The 16,006-nt window shown below is 60.7% G+C and carries 13 protein-coding genes; 7 read left to right on the forward strand and 6 right to left on the reverse strand.

Translation table 11 applies throughout. The features are described 5' to 3' along the window. Positions 1 to 92: 92 nt before the first annotated feature. Positions 93 to 2,210 carry a glycosyltransferase family 2 protein gene (locus AFIC_RS15740; RefSeq protein WP_275247146.1) on the reverse strand — a complete coding sequence of 706 codons (2,118 nt, stop codon included), beginning with the start codon at positions 2,208 to 2,210 and terminating at the stop codon, positions 93 to 95. Between the two features lie 481 nt (positions 2,211 to 2,691). Between AFIC_RS15740 and rfbB the strand changes: the two genes are divergently transcribed. From rfbB to rfbC, 4 genes are all read left to right on the forward strand, one after another. Further along, complete coding sequence (gene rfbB / locus AFIC_RS15745; protein WP_275247147.1) at positions 2,692 to 3,771, forward strand: dTDP-glucose 4,6-dehydratase; 1,080 nt, start codon at positions 2,692 to 2,694, stop codon at positions 3,769 to 3,771. Positions 3,772 to 3,833: 62 nt separating this feature from the next. Next, complete coding sequence (gene rfbD, locus AFIC_RS15750; RefSeq protein WP_420833350.1) at positions 3,834 to 4,691, forward strand: dTDP-4-dehydrorhamnose reductase; 858 nt, start codon at positions 3,834 to 3,836, stop codon at positions 4,689 to 4,691. A 1-nt stretch (position 4,692) separates the two neighbouring features. Then, positions 4,693 to 5,589, forward strand: coding sequence for a glucose-1-phosphate thymidylyltransferase RfbA (rfbA, locus tag AFIC_RS15755; RefSeq protein WP_275247149.1), 897 nt, complete (start codon positions 4,693 to 4,695; stop codon positions 5,587 to 5,589). After that, a complete protein-coding gene (gene rfbC, locus AFIC_RS15760; protein WP_275247150.1) occupies positions 5,586 to 6,128 on the forward strand; it encodes a dTDP-4-dehydrorhamnose 3,5-epimerase in 543 nt (180 codons plus the stop codon). Before rfbA ends, rfbC begins: the two co-directional genes overlap by 4 nt. 14 nt (positions 6,129 to 6,142) lie before the next feature. Here the strand turns inward: rfbC and AFIC_RS15765 are convergent, their stop codons facing one another. Both AFIC_RS15765 and AFIC_RS15770 read right to left on the reverse strand, forming a co-directional pair. Continuing rightward, positions 6,143 to 7,891 carry an NADPH-dependent assimilatory sulfite reductase hemoprotein subunit gene (locus AFIC_RS15765; RefSeq protein ID WP_275247151.1) on the reverse strand — a complete coding sequence of 583 codons (1,749 nt, stop codon included), beginning with the start codon at positions 7,889 to 7,891 and terminating at the stop codon, positions 6,143 to 6,145. An 11-nt stretch (positions 7,892 to 7,902) separates the two neighbouring features. Further along, positions 7,903 to 9,738, reverse strand: coding sequence for an assimilatory sulfite reductase (NADPH) flavoprotein subunit (locus tag AFIC_RS15770; protein ID WP_275247152.1), 1,836 nt, complete (start codon positions 9,736 to 9,738; stop codon positions 7,903 to 7,905). A 600-nt stretch (positions 9,739 to 10,338) separates the two neighbouring features. On the opposite strand from AFIC_RS15770, the gene AFIC_RS15775 reads away from it, so the two are divergent. Beyond that, positions 10,339 to 11,943, forward strand: a complete 1,605-nt coding sequence (locus AFIC_RS15775; RefSeq protein WP_275247153.1) for a PAS domain-containing sensor histidine kinase — start codon at positions 10,339 to 10,341, stop codon at positions 11,941 to 11,943. 88 nt (positions 11,944 to 12,031) lie between these two features. Further along, positions 12,032 to 12,370 (forward strand): hypothetical protein, encoded by a 339-nt coding sequence (locus AFIC_RS15780; protein WP_275247154.1) that lies wholly within the window; start codon positions 12,032 to 12,034, stop codon positions 12,368 to 12,370. On the opposite strand, the gene AFIC_RS15785 is transcribed toward AFIC_RS15780, so the two are convergent. The 3 genes from AFIC_RS15785 to AFIC_RS15795 form a co-directional block, all read right to left on the reverse strand. Next, positions 12,367 to 13,047: a polysaccharide biosynthesis/export family protein gene (locus AFIC_RS15785; protein ID WP_275247155.1), complete on the reverse strand. Its 681-nt coding sequence runs from the start codon at positions 13,045 to 13,047 to the stop codon at positions 12,367 to 12,369. The genes AFIC_RS15780 and AFIC_RS15785 overlap by 4 nt on opposite strands. A 122-nt stretch (positions 13,048 to 13,169) precedes the next feature. Beyond that, a complete protein-coding gene (gene msrA / locus AFIC_RS15790) occupies positions 13,170 to 13,826 on the reverse strand; it encodes a peptide-methionine (S)-S-oxide reductase MsrA (protein WP_275247156.1) in 657 nt (218 codons plus the stop codon). 66 nt (positions 13,827 to 13,892) lie between these two features. After that, complete coding sequence (locus AFIC_RS15795; protein ID WP_275247157.1) at positions 13,893 to 14,210, reverse strand: hypothetical protein; 318 nt, start codon at positions 14,208 to 14,210, stop codon at positions 13,893 to 13,895. Between the two features lie 313 nt (positions 14,211 to 14,523). Between AFIC_RS15795 and rpsT the strand changes: the two genes are divergently transcribed. Then, a complete protein-coding gene (rpsT, locus tag AFIC_RS15800) occupies positions 14,524 to 14,790 on the forward strand; it encodes a 30S ribosomal protein S20 (protein ID WP_275247158.1) in 267 nt (88 codons plus the stop codon). The last annotated feature ends 1,216 nt before the right edge of the window (positions 14,791 to 16,006 follow it).

A 16,006-nucleotide genomic window follows, 5' to 3' on the forward strand; every position in this document is an offset into this window, starting at 1 on the left:
ATGACAAATGCCCGCATGATATGGCCGACCACCGGCGGGCACCGCTCAACATTTTATAGACGCTGAAACAGATCAGGCTCAGGTTCATTTTCTCAGGAATGAAGATTTACGCCTGATGACGAAAGTCCGAATTCTGTCCGCCGCCATGGGAAAGCAACACGTGGAGGAAACGCCAATTCTATCTTTGGCTGTTCCAGCGACAGACTGGGGTGATGAAACGGATCACGCTCAAGAATTCCTCCCCACTGCTTTTGCATATATTCAATCTCGCCTTGGAAGCGTTTGAGATCTTCGCCTGAGAGAGCCAGGCCCCGGCTTTTTGACTCATGATGAGTCAGAACCGCGAATGGACTAAAGATGATGCGATACCCTGCCTGACGAATTCGAATACACAGATCGACATCATTAAATGCCACTTGCAAGTCCGCCTCGTTGAATCCCCCGAGTTCGTCAAATACGGATTTCCTGATCGCCATGCAGGCAGCGGTAACGCACGAAACATCTCGCGCGATGCCCAACGCTCCGGCATATCCGGCAGCCTTTTCCCGCTCCGACACATAGATATGCCCTGCAACCCCCCCGATCCCCAGAACAACACCCGCATGCTGAATGGTACGATCGGGATACAGAAGCTTGGCGCCTACCACAGCAACATCGGGTTGCAGCAGGCAACGCACCATCTCCTTCAACCACGCGGGATCGATGATTTCAGTATCGTTATTGAGAAGCAGCAGGATATCGCCTGCCGCTCTCGCAGCCGCCCGATTATTGATGCGGGAATAATTGAAGGGTCCGGGGCAATCGACCACGACGATCCCCGAACGTCTGGCTTCCTCGAGGAATGTTAAAGTTTCCGTTTCAATGCTTCCATTATCCACCAGAATGATTTCCACATCTGGATAGTCAGTCCGGCGAAACCCGTCGATACAGATCTTCAGGAGATTGGCGCGATCGCGAGTCGGAATAATGACGCTTACTTTGGGCCAGCGGGCCGGATCGTTTCGGATAACGCGATGATAATTGTTGGCAGCCGTCGCAACTGTGACTGCCTGGCCTGCGGCTTCAAAATGTTCAGCAAGCACCTTGCGCGCCGAGGCCGTCGCTCTCTCAAGTTGCGTCGATGAGAACGTCCCAGCGTTTCCATAGATTCTCCAATGATACAGAATATGGGGCACGTGTATGACCGGCTCTTTCGTGGCTGAAACCGCACGCAGCACAAGGTCATAATCCTGACTGCCTTCCGCCCCGTATCGCAAGCCGCCCAGACTGCGCACCATCGAGGCACGAATGACCGTGAGATGGTTCAGGTAATTCTGCCCGTACAACCGCTCGGGATTCCAATCCGGCTTGAAGAAATGGCCATAACGCCTCCCGTTCTGGTCGAGCTTGTCTTCGTCAGAATAGAAGATGTCCGAGTCGGGATGGCGATTGATGTAACCGGCCATCGTCGCAAGCGCGTGGGCCGATAGAACATCATCGTGATCGAGAAAAACAATATAGTCGCCACCGGCAAGCTCGAGCGCCGAATTGGTGGCCGCACTGATGCCGCCGTTCTCCTCCCGCAACGCGACTTTTATTCTGCCATCTTCCACCGACAGGTTTTCCAGACATTCGCGAACGTGCGGTTGCGGCGAAGCATCGTCCGCAAGGCATAATTCCCAGTCCTGATAAATCTGGTTTTTAACCGATGAGACCATTTCCGCGAGAATATGCCGCGGGGTGTTATAGACAGGCACAACGATAGAGAACTTGGGTTTGATTTTCAGTTCCGAGACAAACTGGGAGATTTGTGCATCTTCCCCCGCGTACAGCGTATCGTAACGATCGATCCACTCGTAATACATCAAGCGCTCTACGAAGCCCTCCTTCATCTTCAATAATCGAGAGATGAGTGAGAAAAATCCGGATAGCCCGCTTTTCGAAAACCGCTCGCGATGCCGAAATGCAACGCGCCATAATGCTTCAAGCCGATACAATCGACGAGCCCTTACCCTGAGACTCGATCCGTGGGATAGATCCCCTTCACTCCGTACGATCAGGCCGACGCCATTTATTCGGCCGGTCATCCGCAAGACTTCGCGGATCGTTCCAGATTTTCCGGGAATGATCTGGACTTTCGACTCCAGATGTCCACCGGATCGCTGCACGAGAAAATAGCGGCGCTGCCCTTCTCCATGCTTCCGCGCACTGTCGACGACCTGAATTTCCACCCAACCGCGCCAGCCTCCCCGCGGAGGCTGAAGGTCAAATCGCTGGACAGGCCCGTCATAGGTGAATGTGCTTGTGATTCCTGAAACGCGGCCACCGATCCTTTGAATGACTCGTAAAAAGCCCATTATCGTCTCGCGAGAAGGCAGATAGAAATGACGAATTGTACCGCACGCTTAAAACGCTCGGGAGTTATTTCAAAAACACGTATGCACTTCAGGTTGTGGCATCGATCAATCCTACTAGCGCATATTTATCAGCGTCACCGGATCAAAGTGATTGCCGGTAGCCCCGAGGAGGCGATTTGCCCATCGAGACCAAACGCACCCGATTAACCTGACGGCACCCGGATAAAGGAAGATGTTGCCGATGGTTTCGGCGTGTCTAACCATTTCATATCCTGTATAAACCTCGCCTTCAGGAACAGGTCCTTCTGATTGGTCGCGCCGCCATCTCATTGATTTCAATAGAAAATTACATCGAATGACCGCACTCTCCTCCTCTCCCATCCTCGTCACCGGCGGCGCGGGATTTATCGGCTCGAACTTCATCCGGGTCTGGCTGGGGCGCGAGACCGCGCCAATCGTTAATCTCGACAAGCTGACATACGCGGGCAATCTCGAAAACTTCAGCGATCTCACCAGTCAGCAACTCGAGTTCGTTCACGGCGACATCGGAGATGTCGCGCTGCTGAAGAAGCTGCTCGCGCGTGTGCGCCCTCGCGCCATCGTCAATTTCGCGGCCGAGTCCCATGTCGATCGCTCCATCCACGGTCCCGGCGATTTCATCGCAACCAATGTCGTCGGCACGTTTCATTTGCTGGAGTGCGCGAGAGAATATTGGTCGCATCTGGGCAAAGCCGAGCAGGACGCATTCCGCTTCCTCCATGTCTCGACGGACGAGGTCTACGGCACCCTGTCCGCGGACGATCCGGCCTTCTCCGAAACCAATGCCTATCTGCCGAACAGCCCTTACGCGGCATCGAAAGCCGCGTCGGATCATCTCGTCCGCGCCTGGTATCACACCTACGGGCTTCCGGTTATCACCACGAACTGCTCGAACAATTACGGCCCGTATCAGTTTCCTGAAAAGCTGATCCCGCTGATGATCCATAACGCCATCACCGGTAAGCCGCTGCCTGTCTATGGCGACGGACTTCAGATCCGGGACTGGCTCCATGTCGAGGATCACTGCGAAGCCATCCGGCGCGTTCTCGCCGCAGGCCAGCTCGGCGAGACTTACAACATCGGCGGCAACAGCGAGAAAGCCAACATCGACGTGGTTCATACGCTTTGCGGCATTCTGGACGCCGAGCATCCCCGCTCCGATGGTCAGTCCTATACAACCCAGATTGCATTCGTGAAGGACAGGCCCGGACACGATCGCCGCTATGCCATCGACGCCACGCGGATCAAAAATGAACTCGGCTGGACACCGAAGGAGACCTTCGAATCCGGCCTGCTCAAAACCGTCCGCTGGTATCTTGCCAATTCAACCTGGACCGACCGCGTGATTTCCGGCGCATACCGCGACTGGATTCAGAAGAATTATTCGGCACGGTGACAGCTTTGCGTATTCTGCTGCTGGGCAAAGACGGTCAGGTCGGCACATCTTTGCAACCCCGGTTGGCAAAGCTCGGAGACGTTGCCGCGCACAACCGCACAACGTGCGATCTCGGCGACGCAGACCAACTGCGGAACGTCATCCGCGCAACCCGCCCCGACCTGATCGTCAATGCCGTAGCCTACACCGCCGTCGACAAGGCCGAGACGGACGCAGCCCTTTGCCACAGGATCAATGCCGAAGCGCCCGGCATTCTCGCCGAGGAAGCCAAGGCTCTGGGTGCATGGCTGATCCATTATTCAACGGATTACGTTTTCGACGGAAGCAAAACGGCAGCCTATGCCGAGAACGATCCCCCCTCTCCGCTCAGCGTCTATGGCCGCTCGAAACTCGCCGGCGATGACGCCATCGCATCGGCCCTGCCGGACCATTCCATTCTGCGCGTTAGCTGGGTCTATGGCGTGACGGGCCGGAATTTCGCAAAGACCATCCTGAAGCTCGCCTCGGAGCGAGACGAATTGCGCATCGTCGCCGACCAATTCGGCGCCCCGACATCGGCTGAGCTGATTGCGGAGACCACGGCCGAGATCATCGCGCGCTATCTTGCCTCACCCCATCGCGGAAATGCCGCGCTCGCTCGCGGGATTTTCAACCTTGCCCCTTCGGGACGCACGTCGTGGCATCACTATGCCGTCGAACTCGTTCGCGAGGCAGAACGGCAAGGCTGGCCGCTCAAACTCTCCGAGGACAGGATCATCCCCATTTCAACGGAGGACTATCCGACGCCCGCCGCGCGCCCCCGGAATTCGCTTCTCGACACGACAAAGCTGCGCCATCTGCTTGGCTACGACCTTCCCCAATGGCAAACTCCGCTGCGGGAATTCATTGCCCAATTACATGACGTGAACAGACAGGCTTGATATGGCTTTTGACCGCACGCGAAAGGGTATCGTTCTGGCCGGCGGCTCGGGCACCCGCCTGCACCCGGCGACGATCGCCGTCAGCAAGCAACTCCTGCCGGTCTTCGACAAGCCGATGATCTATTACCCGCTGACCGTGCTGATGCTGGCGGGCATTCGTGAAATCCTGATCATCTCCACGCCGCAAGACACACCACGCTTCATGCAGCTTCTGGGCGACGGCTCGAAATGGGGCATGCGGCTCGAATATGCCGTTCAGGAACGGCCGGAAGGGCTGGCCCAAGCGCTGACGATTGCCGCTCCCTTCGTCGGTCAGGATGATGTCACGCTCGTCCTCGGCGACAATATTTTTTACGGGCATGGACTGCCGGACTTGCTGGACTCGGCCTCCAGCCACAAAAACGGGGCGACCGTTTTCGCCTATCGCGTCCACGATCCGGAGCGTTATGGCGTGGTCGAGTTCGACAAGAACCATCGCGCGCTGTCGATCGAGGAAAAACCGCAAAAACCAAAATCCTCTTACGCCGTCACCGGCCTGTATTTCTACGACAACGAGGCCATTGCTCATGCGCGCGCGATCAAGCCCTCGGCGCGCGGCGAACTGGAAATCACCGACGTCAACCGGCGCTACCTTGAAGCAGGCCTTTTGAACGTCGAGATTCTCGGCCGCGGGTTCGCATGGCTCGATACCGGCACGCACGAATCCCTTTTGGAGGCGAGCCAGTTCGTCGCCACGCTGGAGCATCGTCAGGGGGTGAAGGTCGCCTGTCCCGAGGAAATCGCTTTCAATCATAAATGGATCGATGCGGCCCAGCTCGATGTTCTCGCCACCGCACTCGGCAAGACCGGCTATGGCCAGTACTTGAAAAATCTGCTGCGCGAGGAGACCCCCTCATGAAAGTGACGGCGACCGCGCTGGACGGCGTCATGGTGGTTGAACCATCCCTTTTTTCCGACGCCCGCGGATATTTCTTCGAGAGTTTCAATCATCAGCGTTTTCGCGAATCTGTCGCGGATGTGCCATTCGTTCAGGACAATCAGTCGTTCTCGAAAAAAGGTGTCGTGCGCGGCCTGCATTACCAGATCGCGCCGAAGGCGCAGGGCAAGCTGGTGCGGGTGCTTGCAGGAGAGATTTTCGATGTCGTCGTCGACATCCGGCGCAATTCGCCCCGGTTCGGACAATGGACCGGAATCGTTCTCAGCGCGGATAACAAAAAGCAGCTCTGGATTCCGGAGGGCTTCGCCCACGGCTTTCAGGTTCTGAGCGAGACGGCCGAAGTCATTTACAAAACGACGGACTACTGGTCCGCCGAGCACGAACGCGCGATCCGCTGGAACGATCCGGCCGTCGGCATCGATTGGCCGCTGAAAATAAACCCGATCATTTCCGGCAAGGACAATGACGCGCCCCTCCTGAGCGCGGCAACCCTTGTATAAGACGGCATCACACTTCAATCGTTGAAGTAGCGGCCTTCCTTCACCTCCGCGACATAACCCGCGCGGATCGCAAAGTCCCCGAAATGCTCGCCTTCCTTGCGCTCGCGCGCGAAGTGGCCGAGCACCTTGTCGAGCGCTTCCAGAATGGCGGACTCGCCGACATTCTCCAGATACATCTTGTTAAGGCGCTGGCCATGAAAGCCGCCGCCGAGATAAAGATTGTATTTGCCCGGCGCGCGGCCGGTCAGCGCGATCTCGGCAACATAGGGCCGCGCGCAGCCATTCGGGCACCCCGTCATGCGGATGGTGATCGGCTCATCCTTGAGACCGTGCGCGCCCAGCAAAATTTCGATCTTGGTAATAAGGTCGGGCAGATAGCGTTCGCTCTCGGCCATCGCAAGGCCGCAGGTCGGCAATGCCACGCACGCCATCGAATTCAGCCGCAGACCGCTGCGGGTCTCGAACTCGTCGAGCCCGTACTGCTTCATCACGGCCTCGATCGCGGGCCGGTCCTCCGGCGCGATATCGGAGATGGTGAGGTTCTGGTTCGGCGTCAGGCGGAAATGGCCCTTGTGGATGCGGGCAACCTCGCGCAGGCCATCCATCAGCGGGCGGCCGGGCTGATTGATGATGCGGCCGTTCTGGATGAACAACGTGCAATGCAGGCGGCCGTCCTCGCCCTTGATCCAGCCGAGCGGATCGCCGTTCGAGGTGAAGGTGTAGGGCTTTGCGGGAGCCAGATCGAATCCGGCGCGGCGTTCGATCTCGGCCTTGATCCAGTCGAGGCCCTTGTCGTCGATGGTGTATTTGAAACGCGCGTGCAGGCGATCGGTGCGGTCGCCGTAATCGCGCTGCACCGACATCACCGCATCGACAACGGTGAACAGATTTTTTGTCTCGACATAACCGATCACGCTGGCGAGGCGCGGATAGGTCTTCGGCGCCTGATCGGTGCGGCCGAGGCCGCCGCCGATGGCGACGTTGAAGCCTTTCAGCTTGCCGCGCTCGACGATGGCGATGAGGCCCAGATCCTGCGAATAGACATCGATGTCGTTGCTCGGCGGAATCGCAAAGCCGATCTTGAACTTGCGGGGCATGTAGGTGCGCCCGTAGAACGGCTCCTCGCTGCCGTCCGGCACCTTCTTGATGGTGGAAGGATCGCGCTCCTCCTCGTACCAGATCTCGCGATAGGCACCGGTGCGATGCAACGCACGCTCGCTCGCCTGCGTGGCGAGCGCATAGACCTCGGCATGCGCCTTCGAGACCAGCGGATTGACGGTTGCCATTACGCCGCGGGTGTCGTCGCCGCAGGCCGCCTTGGTGTCGAGCAGCACCTCGCGCAGCCCCTGCAACGCCGGGCGCAAATTGTGCTTGAACACATGGTGCAACTGGAAGGTCTGCCGCGTGGTCAGGCGCACGGTGTCGCCGCCATAGGCGCGGCCGAGTTCGTCGAGCTTGAGCCACTGGCTCGGGCTGCAAACGCCGCCGGGCAGCCGCACGCGCGCCATGAAGGCATAGGCTGGCTCCAGCTTCTGACGTCGGCGTTCGTCGCGAATATCGCGGTCATCCTGCTGATAGATGCCGTGAAACTTCATCAGCTTGTTGTCGCTCGGATCGACCGACAGCGTGATCGGGTCCGCCAGACTCCTGGCGATGGTGCCGCGCAACTGGTCGCTATTGGCCTTCAGCGTCTCGTCCGGCCCGAGCTTGTCGAGCGGTTGCGACCGATCGCGGCTGCGATCAACTTCAACTTTCACATCCATCACGCGCACCCTCAGTAAACGTCGAGCAGGTAGCGGCGGTCGCGCTGCAACTCGTTCAGATATTCGTTCGCCGCCTCATGGCTCAATCCGCTATGCGCCTCGATTACGCCGGCGAGCGCCTTGTGCACGTCCGGGGCCATATGCGTGGCATCGCCGCAGACATAGATCCGCGCGCCATCTTCAAGCCACGCATAAATATCGCGACCCTGCTCACGCAGGCGGTCCTGCACATAGACCTTGTTCGCGCCGTCGCGCGAGAAGGCGACATCCATCCGGCTCAGCGCGCCGCTCTTGAGCAGCGCCTGCCACTCGACCTGATAGAGGAAATCGCTGCGGAAATTTCGTTCCCCGAAGAACAGCCACGACCGGCCCGATGCGCCCTCCGCCTCGCGCTGCTGCATGAAGGCGCGATAGGGCGCGACGCCCGTGCCCGCGCCGATCATGATGATCGGCACATCGTTGGCGGGAAGATGGAAGTGCGCGCTCGGCTGGACATAGACCGGAAGCGTGGCGTCCTCGCCCGTCAGGGAGGCGAGATAGCCGGAGGCGACGCCCGCGCGCGGCACGTCATGAAGGTTGTAGCGCACGGTGCTGACCGTGAGATGCACTTCCTCCGGCGTCGCCGCGAGGCTCGATGCGATGGAATAAAGCCGCGGCTGCAACGGCCGCAGGCCCGCCAGAAGCGTCGCAGGCTCGATGCCGGATGCCGGGAAGCGGTTCACGATGTCGAGGATATGATGGTTGTGCAGGAACGCGGTGCGCGCCGCGCCCTCCTCCGGGCTGCGCAGCCGCTCCAGTTCCGAAGAACCGGTGACGGATGCCCAGTGATCGAGGAAACGCGGCGTCGCGGCGGTGACCTCAAAAGCGCCGCCGAGCGCTTCATGCAGCGGCAGGGTCTCTTGCTTCACCGTCACGGGAGCGTCGGCTTGCAGCTTCAGTTTTTCGATCAGAGACGCGACCAGCGCCGGATCGTTGCGCGGCACGATGCCGAGCGCATCGCCCGGCTGATAGGTCAGCCCGGAATCCGCCAGCGACAATTCGATATGCCGCGTTTCCTTGCTCGAACCACGGCCCGTCAGTACGATGTTGTCGATCACGCTCGCCGCATACGGGTTCTTCTTGTCGAAGGCAGCCGTTTGCGCGGGAGTAACGGCTGACGAGGCGGCCACCGGCGCAGCGGCCGAAGCCTGCCCAACCGGCGCGAGGGCGCGCAGCACATTCGCGTGCCAAGCCGAAGCAGGCTCCTCATAATCGACGTCGCAATCGACGCGGGCGGCGATGCGCTGCGCGCCAAGTTCCTCAAGGCGGCGGTCGATGCGCTTGCCGGCCTCGCAATATTTCTCGTAAGTCGAATCGCCGAGCGCCAGCACCGCGAAGCGCAGCTGCGGCAGCTTCGGCGCCTTGCGGCTTTCCAGGAACTCGAAGAACCCGACGCTGGCCTGCGGCGGATCACCCTCGCCATGGGTCGAGGTGATGACGACGAGATCCTGCTCGTCCTTCAGGCCGCGGACCTTGTAGTCGGCCATGCTGACGGCGGTCGCGTGGATGCCCTGCGCCGTGGCGTCCTGCGCGAACGCCTTGGCGAGCGCCGCGCTGTTGCCGGTTTCGCTGGCATAAAGGACGGTCAGGGTCCGGCTGGCGGCGGCGGGCGCGGCCGTCTCGACCGCCACCGGCACGCGCTCGGCCAAAGCCGTGGCGGAGCCAGCTCTCAGGCGGAAAGAATCGCTGACCCCGGAAAAGTAGCCGCTGATCCAGGTCGCCTGCTCCGGCGACAGGGTGGTCGCCAGCGAACTGATCTGCTGCCACTGGTCTTGGGAAAGGGCCGGGCCGGGGAATGGTTTTGTCATTGCAACCTTGCTCTCGATGCAGCGCGAACCCGCCGGTCCGCGGAGGCGTCCTCCGTCTCGAAACATCACCGCAAGAGCCATCGCCTGCGCGCCGTTTCGGCCAAGGACAACGCCTTTGTGCTACGTCATATGGGCGTATGCAAACGCGATACGAGCCGCTCGTGACATCTGGAAAAATCAAGTTATGCCTGCGAGAGAAGGCTCTTTTGCAAGGGCATGAGCGAGGAAAATGTCCGTGCTGCGTCCCGGACCGCAGCGAGAATATCCTTCTGCCGGAACCCGGCATTTACCCTCTCGCACCATCGAAAAAATATTTTCGTGACCCCGCAAAACAGAGGACCGGCTCCCCGGTTTCCGGAATTTTCGTGCCGTCCGGCATCACCGCCCGGCCCCCGCAACCCGGCATTTGAGGGGCGGCCGGGGAAAATAACCCGATGCATGCCCGCAGGCGGGTTCGGCAGCCCCGTCCCGCGTCCCGCCAGTAACCATCCGGGCGGTTTTCCGGCCCCGGGACTGCGGAAAAGACTGGAACGAACGAGGCTTGCCGATGTTAGTGAGGCGGACGCGGCTTCACGGAAAGCCCCGTTTTTTCGAGGGGTCATGGAATTTTCTGACCGTTACGCCGCATCCCTGACAGACGATGGCCGTTACCGCCTGCTGGTCGAAGCAGTGACGGACTACGCCATCTATATGCTCGACCCCCACGGCATCATCACAAGCTGGAATCCCGGCGCTGAGCGCTTCAAGGGATACACGGCGAGCGAAATCATCGGTCACCATTTCTCCCGCTTCTATCCCGAATCCGATCGCGCCGACGGCATGCCCGAACGAGCGCTGGAGACGGCACGGAAAGAAGGCAAGTTCGAGAGCGAAGGCTGGCGTGTCCGCAAGGACGGCACGAAATTCTGGGCCTACGTCATCATCGATCCGATCCGCGCTCCGGACGGCAGCATCGTTGGCTACGCCAAGATCACGCGGGATCTCACCGAGCGGCGCAACGCGCAGCTCAATCTCGATCAGCACCGCGAGGCGCTGCTGCATTCGCAGAAAATGGAAGCCATCGGCCAGCTTACTGGCGGCATCGCACACGATTTCAACAATCTGCTGATGGCGGTGATGGGCAGCCTCGAATTGATGCGCAAGCGGCTGCCGGACGACCCCAAATTGCACTCTTTGCTTGAGAACGCGATGCAGGGCGCCCGCCGCGGCTCGACGCTGACGCAGCGTATGCTCGCTTTCGCCCGCAGGCAGGACCTCGTGCAGACCGCGGTCGATATTCCCACTTTGATCCGCGGCATGACCGAACTGCTGCAACGATCGCTCGGCCCGACCATCGATATCCAGACGCAATTTCCGCTGGTCATCGCTCCGGCCCTGACAGACGCCAATCAACTTGAGATGGCGCTGCTCAATCTCGCCGTGAACGCCCGCGACGCCATGCCTGACGGCGGCCAGATCGTGATCGCCGCGCGCGAGGAAAGCGTGTCGGAGCAAAACAGACTGGCCCTCGCACCGGGGCCATACATCTGCCTCAGCGTCGAGGACGGCGGCACCGGCATGGACACCGACACGTTGCGCCGCGCGGCCGAGCCGTTCTTCACCACCAAGGGGCCCGGCAAGGGCACCGGCCTCGGCCTGTCGATGGTGCACGGCCTGACCGAACAATGCGGCGGCCGCTTCGTGCTCCAGAGCGCCGCCGGCAAGGGTACCACCGCCGAACTGTGGCTGCCGGTCGCCAAACCGAAATTGTCGGCCACACCGCCCGCCTTGCAGATTGTCCTGCCTGCTCCCGATCAGAAATCGCTGGTCGTGCTTGCGGTCGATGACGACATGCTGGTGCTGACCAACACCATCGCGATGCTGGAAGACCTCGGCCATGTCGGGCTGGCAGCCTCGTCGGCGAAGGAAGCGCTCGCCATCCTGCAAACCCACAACGACATCGATCTCGTCATCACAGATCAGGCGATGCCACACACGACCGGGCTGCAACTCATCACCGACATCAAGACACAATGGCCCGATCTTCCCGTGATCCTCGCCACCGGCTACGCCGAACTCGAGCGCGGCGCCGGCGACAATGTGACGAAATTGCCGAAGCCTTTCACCCAGGCCGAGCTTGGCCGTGAAATCATGGATGCGCGCGGCCTCGCCCAGCGCAAGAAAGCCGGACGGGTTCTGAAATTCCGGCAAGGTGCCGCATCCTGATTGACCGGCGGCAATTCCCGCTTGCCTTCAGGCGCGGAAATGCAACAATCGCAGCATGATGAAAGTCATTTTCCGCTTGAGGTCAGTAATGGCCGCGTCCTGCATCGCCCTCGCGACAGGCGCCGCATTGTCCTCATCCGCGATGGCGCGGGACAGCGCACGGCCCCCGTTCACCTCGACGCTGTCGAACACCACGCCGCTTGCCTCCGGGATGGATGCCGAGAGCGTGGGGGCGGCCCTCGGCGCGCCGTTGACTTATGTGAGCGGATCGCCGGGCAACGAGACCTTCGCCGTCGTCCGCATGGTCAACGGCAATGGCTTTCTGTTCCGCAAGGACCCGCTTTATCTGCAATTCCGCCATGGCCGCCTCACCGGATGGAAAGGCGACTGGAGCCGTGGCTGGCTGAGTGAATCGCCGTTCTTCTAGAACCAGCGCTCGCCGACGAGAACGGTGTCGCCGGGCTTGAGTGTGGTCGCAAGCGGCACGGTGGTGGTCACGGGACCCGCCGGATAGGTGCGCGTCAGCTTGACGTCCTGCCGCTGCGCGCGCGGCGTGAAGCCACCCGCGATCGCCACCGCGCTTTCCGCCGTCATGTTCGGCACGTAAGGATACTGGCCCGGCGCCGTGACCTCGCCGAGGATAAAGAACGGCCGGTAGGCCTCGATCTCCACCGCCACATAAGGCTCGCGGATATAGCCGTGCTTCAGCCGCGCGGTGATCACGCCCGCGAGTTCGGCCGGCGATAATCCCTTCGCACGCACGCCGCCGATCAGCGGCATCGTGATGGAGCCCCCCGCATCGACCGCGTAGGTGTTGGTCAGTCCTTCCTGACCGAACACGACAATGCGCAGCTTGTCGCCGGCGTCCAGCCGGTAAGGGCCTTCCGTCGCGGCATAGGCATTGGCGACATTCGCAGGGATCGCCGCGTTCGCAGGCGCGGCCACGGGCGCACAGCGCGCCGTCGTGCAAGGTGCGGTCTTGTAGATCAGCGCATCGAGATCGGCGCGCGGCGCAACGGCAGGCGGCGCGGAGGCGCGCATGCAGCCCGACATCGCGAGCGCAATCAGGGTGACGGCAATCAGTGACACGCGAGACGGGCGCACCAAACGCTCCGGGCTTGCCCTTTCTCAAGAAAGGGGTTTGCCCCGGTGTGCAGCACTTATGGTTAACAAAGGGTCAATGGCACGGGACAGGCGCTGTCCCTGCCGGGACAGCGCCTTTTCATTCAGGCGTTGACGCCGGTGCCGATCTGGCAGGACACGCCGGTGCCGCCAAGGCCGCAATAGCCGCCCGGATTCTTGGCGAGGTATTGCTGATGGTAGTCCTCGGCGAAATAGAAATGCTCCAGCGGCGCGACCTCGGTGGAGATCGCGGTATAGCCCTGCTCCGAAAGCGCCTTCTCGTAGGCCGCTTTCGAGGCCAGCGCGGCTTTCATCTGCGCCTCGCTCGTCGTGTAGATCGCCGAGCGATACTGGGTGCCGATATCATTGCCCTGACGCATGCCCTGCGTCGGGTCGTGGCTTTCCCAGAACGTCTTCAGCAGCGTCTCGTAGGAGATTTTCGCCGGATCGAACACCACGAGCACCGCTTCGGTGTGTCCGGTCATGCCGCTACAGGCTTCCTCATAAGTCGGATTGGGCGTCGTGCCGCCGGCATAGCCGGCCGCGGTGACATACACCGCATCGCCGAGCTGCCAGAACTTGCGTTCCGCGCCCCAGAAGCAGCCGAGCCCGAACACCGCGGTTTGCAGCCCTGCGGGATACGGCCCTTTCAGCGCATGACCGCTGACGAAATGGGTCCGCGCGGTCGGGATCGGGTCGGGCCGTCCGGGCAGCGCCTCGGCGGCGGCCGGAACGGTGAGCGGCTTGCGGGCAAAGAACATGGCGGTCTCCTGCGCTGTGACGAGGATATAGGTATTACGCAGGCGGCCGCGAAAGGTTACGCCCGCTCAGTCCCGCCCGTAGCCGATCAACGGCTTGGCCGGGCGGCACAGCACCAGAAGCGCGATGCCGAGGACGCCCAGCACCACGCAGGCCGGCTGGTGCAGCACGACCTTCACGACATGGTCCCACAGGAACATCGAGGTCTCCTCGACCTTCGCCTGAAAGACCCGCTGGCTCGCCTGATGGATGTCGTTCCAGAAGTCGCCGAGGCGGGTCAGACGCAGGGTCTGGTCGGCGATCGAGCGCGCGCCGTCGTAAACCATGAAGATGAAAGCCCCCGCCAGCAGCAGCAGGCCAATGAGGCGAAACAGACCGCGGATCATGAGCCCCCCTTGCCAACGAAGCGGCAATACCGGGCAAAGCCGTAAAATTCAACCGAATCCGCCCGATTTCCCTCGAATCCGGACCGTTCCCGGGCCGGGGAAGTCGTTGACGGTGGAAAGCCGCCCCCTTATAAGGAGGCCCAATTGGCGGCGGAGAAATCCGGCCGCCGCTGTTCTTTGAGGCGCGCCCTCATTCTCTGACAGGCGCAGGCTTCCGGGACGCGGAACATCATCATTATCGCATCGGCCGTGTGGCCGAGCACGACCAGCCCGGCCTCTTAAACGGAGCGCCGCCGAAGGACGCAAAGAGACCATGGCCAATACCACTTCCGCCAAGAAGGCGACCCGCAAGATTGCCCGCCGCACTGCGATCAATAAATCTCGCCGCACCCAGATGCGCGGATCGGTTCGTTCGGTCGAGGCTGCGATCGAGAAGGGCGACCGCGCGGCTGCCGTTGAAGCGATGAAGCAGGCCGAGCCGCAGTTGATGCGCGCTGCTCAGCGCAACATCATTCACAAGAACAATGCGAGCCGGAAGGTGTCGCGCCTCACCGCGCAGATCGCCAAACTCGCCAAGTAACCTGTCAGATCCATCATCCCTGCCTCCGCAGGACGTATCGAAGGCCCGGTAATGCCGGGCCTTTTGTTTTTGGGATCGCACCGCACAATGCGCGCATGACCATTCCTGTGCGGCGGCACGTCACATCGCGCACACGATGTTTGCAAAAAAGCAATCACTCACACGCCGCTCTCGCGCCCTGCATCGCGCGTCCGCGCGGTTTCGCGCTGTCAATAGCCGCGTCGCATGCGCGCATCGGCGCACTCAAAGCTACCCTGTTGCGATGAACAGAAATTAGCGCGACTCGATAATCACTTATCGGCATAGCGCGCCAGACCACTTTGAAAGCGCCGCACCGCTCCGGTGAATCGTAAATGATTTATGAATTTATTTTGGCGTATCGAAGTTTTGTGACAATGCCAGGCGCTCACGAATCTGTCCGGAGATTCAAAAAGTTGGCGATGCGCTTCGCGGCCCGCGCCAACACCGCGCCATGAGGGCGCAAATTTTTTCGTCACGCGCCAAAAATCATTCCATTGCGGGAAGTTTAGCCTCGTGTATTTCTTAAGCCGTCGCGGCGCCCCGCGGCTGATCGGATCGAACGGCCCTTGGTGAAACAAGGCGCCCTTGATCGAAAAGCCAAGGGCGAACGTGCAAATCAAAGTGCAGGTTTAGCGACGCTTCCTCAGCGATGATGGAGAAGGACACTCACACGGTTTGTGAGAATGGCTTGCTATGTCGGAATTCGTCTTCCCCGTCCGGGTCACGGGCACGGGAGAAAAGCCGGAACGCAGCGCAGCCCCCTTCATTGGCGCCGGGGAATGTAGAGGAACGGTACGGGCAGACGGGTCACAAGACGGCGAGGGCGTTGGGCGCCAGGCAGCCGCGATTTAAAAACTGGAACGACTTAAAGCTCGCTGCGGCCCCGTAGCGAGAGGGGGGAGCATTATGCCTTTCGAGACGTGTTTCGACATTCTCGGCCTTCACTCCGCAACGGCAGACTCCGCAACTCACGCCGGTCCGGCTGAAAGGCATCCCCCGTGCGCCCTGCGCCATCGCGTGTTGCGGCCTCCCAGTACGCATCCAAGTCCACGCTAACCCTTTCGCTCTCGTCTCAAAACCAGTGATCGCCGCCGGCGCGTTCGCGCCGAACGGGAAGCTGTCTGCGACGGGATGCGGAGGGAGACATATTGACCGCCAAACCAACCAGAAACTTCAAACCAGAAAAGCAAACGAA

It is taken from the genome of [Pseudomonas] carboxydohydrogena (genome assembly GCF_029030725.1).
GTDB lineage: Bacteria > Pseudomonadota > Alphaproteobacteria > Rhizobiales > Xanthobacteraceae > Afipia > Afipia carboxydohydrogena.